The sequence below is a fragment of the Glaciimonas sp. GG7 genome, assembly GCF_052976905.1.
Genome location: NZ_JBRIIQ010000167.1, coordinates 1 through 5,102 on the forward strand (window position 1 = coordinate 1; position 5,102 = coordinate 5,102).

Consider the following 5,102-nt stretch of genomic DNA (forward strand, 5'->3'; position numbering starts at 1 on the left):
TGTCTCCGACTCAGTAGTTCTATGCCGAGTACCACGGACAAGCACGAATCGATCAGCATCGGTGCCGACGGCAGACTAGTGCCGCCCAGAGCGCAAGCTGCGCATCAGCAAGCCGACTATTTATTGGCGTTGTTTATGCGGGAGATTAAGGGGCAGGCCGCAATTGATGCACCATATGTCTATAAAGATTACGGTTCGTTGGTCTCGTTCGGGAGATATTCATCGGTGGGGACGTTAATGGGTTCGTTGACAAAACTGGGCTGGTTTGTCGATGGGTTTTTCGCCCGGATGATGTATGCCAGTTTGCATTTGTTACATTTGAACGCGTTGCTGGGGCCAGTGCGTACGGGGGTCACGGCAACGGCCAGCAGTTTGATGAAGCACGCTAAACCATCGGTTAAATTACATTAATTGCTTTTAGTAAAAATGTTGAAATGGTTTTATTCGACATATTGATGGATGCACAAAAATGCCGTTACCAATCGCCTTAAGAGTCACTGGTAGCGGCATTTATTTATATGGTGCAATTTTATTTGCCGACTTCATGCCCAATCACACCGCCGACTGCTGCGCCTCCAACTGTGCCCAGAGTGCTACCGCCGGTAAGCACTGCGCCAGCAACGCCACCAATGCCAGCGCCGACGGCAGTATCGGCACCTTGTCTTGACATACCCCCGCATCCGCTCAGGGACACCAGCAACGTCAGGGTCAGTGCGCTGATGGAAATAGTGTGTACGATTTTCATAATGCGTCCTCTTTGGAATAAGTATCAGATAGGTTCCCCTGTCTTAAGTAAGGCCGCATAATCGTTTATACGTGGTAGTCGTACGGTCTGCGTCGGAGCGCCTAGTCTAAACAATTATGCTGCCTTACTTAGATCATACGCTTTGTATTAGCATTGTTTGCCTCTAGAGTTGTTGCTGCTACCGGTTACTCACTGATTTGGCTGTAGGAATTTTCTGACAAGTGGCTTTATGCTGTGCCATGAGATATTGGGTCACCAAACCATTTTTTAGAAGGTCGATATGGACTCCTCACCGGCAAGAGTTAAGCAGCGTTTCTTTTTTCTCATCTACGGGTGTGTTTGTGCCGTTGCACTGCTGTGTGCTGGCAGCGTGAGTGCCGCTGATTTATCGCGACATGAAAAACTATTCTTGATGCATGTTGCGGAAGGTGGTTATGCGGAGCTCGAAGCAAGTAGTTTAGTGATCAGTCGCGCAGCCAACCCTGAAATACAAACATTTGCGAAGGCGATGACTTCAGATCAACAAATAATCGCTGTCGAATTGGCGCGCCTGGCATCGGCCAAGGGAGTAATCCTCCCGGAAACGACTGGCAAGATACAGCAAGTATCGATTGTCAGGCTATCGAAGTTAACTGGAGTGCGGTTCGATAAGGAATACAGTCGTGAAATCGGGGTCTTGGCAAATATGGACCAGATTGCGTTGTTTCAGCAGGCGCAAAAGCGTGCGAAAGATCCTGACGTCAAAGCTTTTGCCAGCAAGTTCTTGCCTATGCTCAGGCAACATCTGGAGATGGGGCAGCAGTTAAAGTTGGTTGTGGATAAGCGCAAGATGCAGTGAAGATTGCTTACATACCATCTCTAGAAGTCCTATATTACGTATATGGCGATGATGTTCTTTCGCTTATCGTTGCATTAGCGCTGTAATGACAAACGGAGGTTTTTATGACTGACATCAAGCAAGTATCAGATCAAGCGGTTGCTCAAACTGACAATAAGAAGGTGCCGACTTCTACGCATAGGCAATCTCCATTCGGCCATGCGCTAGACGGTAGCCAGCAGCTCGATATTTTGGAAGAGCAGATCTATACGAATACCGATGGTCCTGCCAAAGATCAGCCTATCGTTCCGGCTAAAATTGCTGGAAAGTAAATCGGGATAGTTGTCGGTTATTTGTTTCTTTATCGTCTATTATCATTTTTTCATTCCGTTCCAGATCAAACTCAATGTCAATTTTTTACGCCACGCAGGCATCGCGCCATGCGTGGCATACGGTTCTGAAGGTCATTACGAATGTGGTTTTTGCGGTGTCGCTAGTCATGTGTTTGCTCTACAGTAGCCAGGCTGGGGCGAGCGCCGAGGTAGACAACACACCGGTTCCCGATACCATCGCTCAACGGCTTATTGCCTGTACTGCTTGCCACGGCAAGCAGGGACGCGCCGCCAGTGATGGTTACTATCCGCGCATCGCAGGTAAACCAGCAGGTTATTTATATAACCAACTCATCAATTTTCGTAGCGGGCGTCGGCAGTTTCCGATGATGACCTACATGGTTGATCATATGTCGGACGCCTATTTGCTTGAAATCGCCGACTACTTTTCGGATCAGCATCCACCGTATCCAGCTCCCCAGCCATTCAATCTATCGTCCGCACATTTTGCGCGAGGACAAGCGCTGGTGCAGGATGGTGACGCGAGCAAAAAAATTCCGGCTTGCATTGCTTGTCATGGCAATGCAATGACGGGTGTTTTACCTGCGACGCCAGGTTTGCTGGGCTTGCCGCGTGACTATTTGGTGGCGCAGATAGGTGCATGGCAGACCGGTGTGCGTCATGCTGCTGCGCCCGATTGCATGGCGCAAGTTGCGCAGCGATTGAGTCCTGATGATATTGCTGCGGTCGCGAGTTGGCTGGCTGCGCAGCCGATTCCAGAAGGGGCGAGCGCGGTTGTGGCCGGACCATTAAAACTACCGCTTGCTTGCGGTAGCGTACCGAATTCAGTGAGTAAAGAATGATCAGGTATAAACGTTTTTGGTTATGGAGCATAACCAGCCTGGCCGCGCTGATGGTATGCATCACCGGTGTGTTGGCGTACTTGAATATGGATGATCCCGATCCCCGGGCGACTCAGATTTCCGCATCTCTTAACGCGCATCAACGCAACGATCAAATTGCGCGTGGCGCTTATCTGACCCGTGTGGGGGATTGCATGGCTTGTCATACCGCGCGTGGAGGCCAACAGTATGCTGGCGGACGCGCAGTGGTGACGCCGTTCGGTAAGGTTTATGCACCGAATTTAACGCCAGATCAGGAAACGGGAATCGGTCGTTGGGACGCAAATGATTTCTGGCGTGCGCTGCATAACGGCAAATCCAAAGATGGCAGTTTGTTGTATCCGGCTTTTCCGTATACCAACTACACCAAAGTGTCGCGGGACGATGCCGATGCGATGTTTGCGTATTTGCGTAGTCTCCCGGCGGTGACGCAAAAGAATATTGCGCCAGAGTTACGATTTCCGTACAACAATCGGGTGCTGTTGTACGTATGGCGTGCATTGTATTTTCGGCCCGGCGTATATCAAGCTCAGAGTGATCAATCGGTAGAGTGGAATCGCGGCGCTTATCTGGTGCAAGGTCTCGGCCATTGCAGCGCCTGCCATTCGGCCCGTAACGCATTGGGTGGACTCGATCTTAAGGGGGAACTGAGTGGTGGCTTTATTCCTGTGGTGAATTGGTATGCACCGTCATTGACTTCCGATGTTGAAATCGGTCTGGGTGATTGGGAAATCACGCATATCACATCCTTGCTCAAGACCGGTGTGTCGCCACGTAGCGCAGTGTTTGGGCCGATGGCTGAAGTGGTTGCCGCCAGTTTGCAGCACGTGCACGAGACTGACATTACGGCGATGGCGGTTTATCTGAAAACCTTGCCGCGTCCAGATCTGAGTCCGGTCGTTGAGAAAGAATATGCGAGTCCGCAAGAGATTGATCGGGTTTTGGCGCTAGGAGAAACCGTCTACAAAGATAATTGTGTCGCCTGCCATCTTGCGTCCGGCAAAGGCGTATATCCGGCCTATCCGCCGCTGATGGGCAATCGGGCCATTACGATGCCGTCGCCTGTGAATGCTATTCGGGTCGTCTTGAATGGCGGTTTTGCACCTACCACTGCTGGTAATCCGCGCCCCTATGGCATGCCACCGTTTGCACAAGATATGACGGATGCGCAAGTCGCAGCGGTTGTTTCGTATATTCGTAACGCATGGGGAAATAGTGCTACGTTGGTATCGGCGTCTGAAGTTAATCGTTATCGTTCTGTGCCGCTGGATTAGCGATTGAGGATTTTTTTCATGCATAAAAAAGCAGCCATCGGCTGTAATGCTGTTCAGTTAATTTAGATAACCGTTCGGGCTGAGTAGCCCATCGTGCGTATCGAAGTCAGCGCTACTGCGCCTTCGATACGCTAAGCTACTCAATCCGAACGGTTTCTTAACTGAACGGCATTAAGCCATCGGCTGCTTTTTTTATAGCATCGTCAGCATAATTTTTCCGATATGACTGCTGCTTTCCATGAGCGTATGCGCTTGGGCGGCATGCTCCAGTGGAAAAGTCTGAAAAATCACCGGTTTGATCTTGCCTGCTTCCAGCAAAGGCCAGACGTGCGTTTGTAATTGCGTTGCGATCGCTGCTTTGAATGCAATCGGGCGCGGGCGCAATGTCGAGCCGGTGATCGTCAGACGGCGCGCCATGATTTTACGGAAATCGAGATTGGCGCTGTTGCCGCCCAATGTCGCAATGAAGACTAAGCGACCATCTTCGGCCAGACAATTTATTTCGCGCGGTACGTAATCCCCTGCGACCATATCGAGGATCACATCGACGCCTTTGCCTCCGGTTAGCGATTTCACTACTTCGACAAAATCTTCGGTACGGTAATGAATGGCGCGTACTGCACCCAGATCCTCGCAGGCACGGCATTTTTCATCTGAGCCAGCAGTTGCGAACACTTGGTGGCCGAGGGCTGTAGCAATCTGTATTGCGGCAGCCCCGATCCCGGAACTGCCGCCTTGCACTAGCAACGTTTCATTGTCAGTCAAATGTGCCCGTTCAAAAACATTGCTCCATACGGTGAAAAAAGTCTCTGGCAGTGATGCGGCTTCAAGTGTAGTCCAGCCCTTGGGGATCGGCAGGCATTGCACGGCAGGGGTGGTGCAATATTCAGCATAGCCGCCGCCCGGCACCAGCGCGCAGACCATATCTCCTTTTTTGAAGTGGCTATTGGCGAAGTCGCCATCGATAATTTCTCCTGCCACTTCCAGACCTGGTAATCGGACGCGCCGGGTGGTGGTGCATAATTACCGGTG

At 51.0% G+C, this 5,102-nt stretch carries 5 protein-coding genes and 2 pseudogenes; 5 read left to right on the forward strand and 2 right to left on the reverse strand.

The window, feature by feature from the left end:
- A pseudogene (locus tag ACVBEF_RS20475) lies at positions 1-411 on the forward strand (hypothetical protein); the annotation flags it as partial.
- A 118-nt stretch (positions 412-529) separates the two neighbouring features.
- Here ACVBEF_RS20475 and ACVBEF_RS20480 read toward each other — a convergent pair.
- Positions 530-745, reverse strand: coding sequence for a glycine zipper 2TM domain-containing protein (locus ACVBEF_RS20480; protein ID WP_447123623.1), 216 nt, complete (start codon positions 743-745; stop codon positions 530-532).
- 280 nt (positions 746-1,025) lie between these two features.
- On the opposite strand from ACVBEF_RS20480, the gene ACVBEF_RS20485 reads away from it, so the two are divergent.
- The 4 genes from ACVBEF_RS20485 to ACVBEF_RS20500 all read left to right on the forward strand — a co-directional run bounded on the left by ACVBEF_RS20485 (position 1,026) and on the right by ACVBEF_RS20500 (position 4,070).
- Positions 1,026-1,583 carry a DUF4142 domain-containing protein gene (locus ACVBEF_RS20485; protein ID WP_447123624.1) on the forward strand — a complete coding sequence of 186 codons (558 nt, stop codon included), beginning with the start codon at positions 1,026-1,028 and terminating at the stop codon, positions 1,581-1,583.
- A 104-nt stretch (positions 1,584-1,687) separates the two neighbouring features.
- Positions 1,688-1,894 (forward strand): hypothetical protein, encoded by a 207-nt coding sequence (locus tag ACVBEF_RS20490; protein ID WP_447123625.1) that lies wholly within the window; start codon positions 1,688-1,690, stop codon positions 1,892-1,894.
- A gap of 167 nt (positions 1,895-2,061) precedes the next feature.
- Positions 2,062-2,757: a c-type cytochrome gene (locus ACVBEF_RS20495; protein ID WP_447123651.1), complete on the forward strand. Its 696-nt coding sequence runs from the start codon at positions 2,062-2,064 to the stop codon at positions 2,755-2,757.
- The gene (locus tag ACVBEF_RS20500; RefSeq protein WP_447123626.1) at positions 2,754-4,070 is read left to right on the forward strand and encodes a c-type cytochrome; all 1,317 of its coding nucleotides are present in this window, start codon (positions 2,754-2,756) and stop codon (positions 4,068-4,070) included. The genes ACVBEF_RS20495 and ACVBEF_RS20500 overlap by 4 nt, the downstream gene beginning before the upstream one ends.
- 192 nt (positions 4,071-4,262) lie before the next feature.
- Here ACVBEF_RS20500 and ACVBEF_RS20505 read toward each other — a convergent pair.
- A pseudogene (locus tag ACVBEF_RS20505) lies at positions 4,263-5,102 on the reverse strand (NAD(P)H-quinone oxidoreductase); the annotation flags it as partial.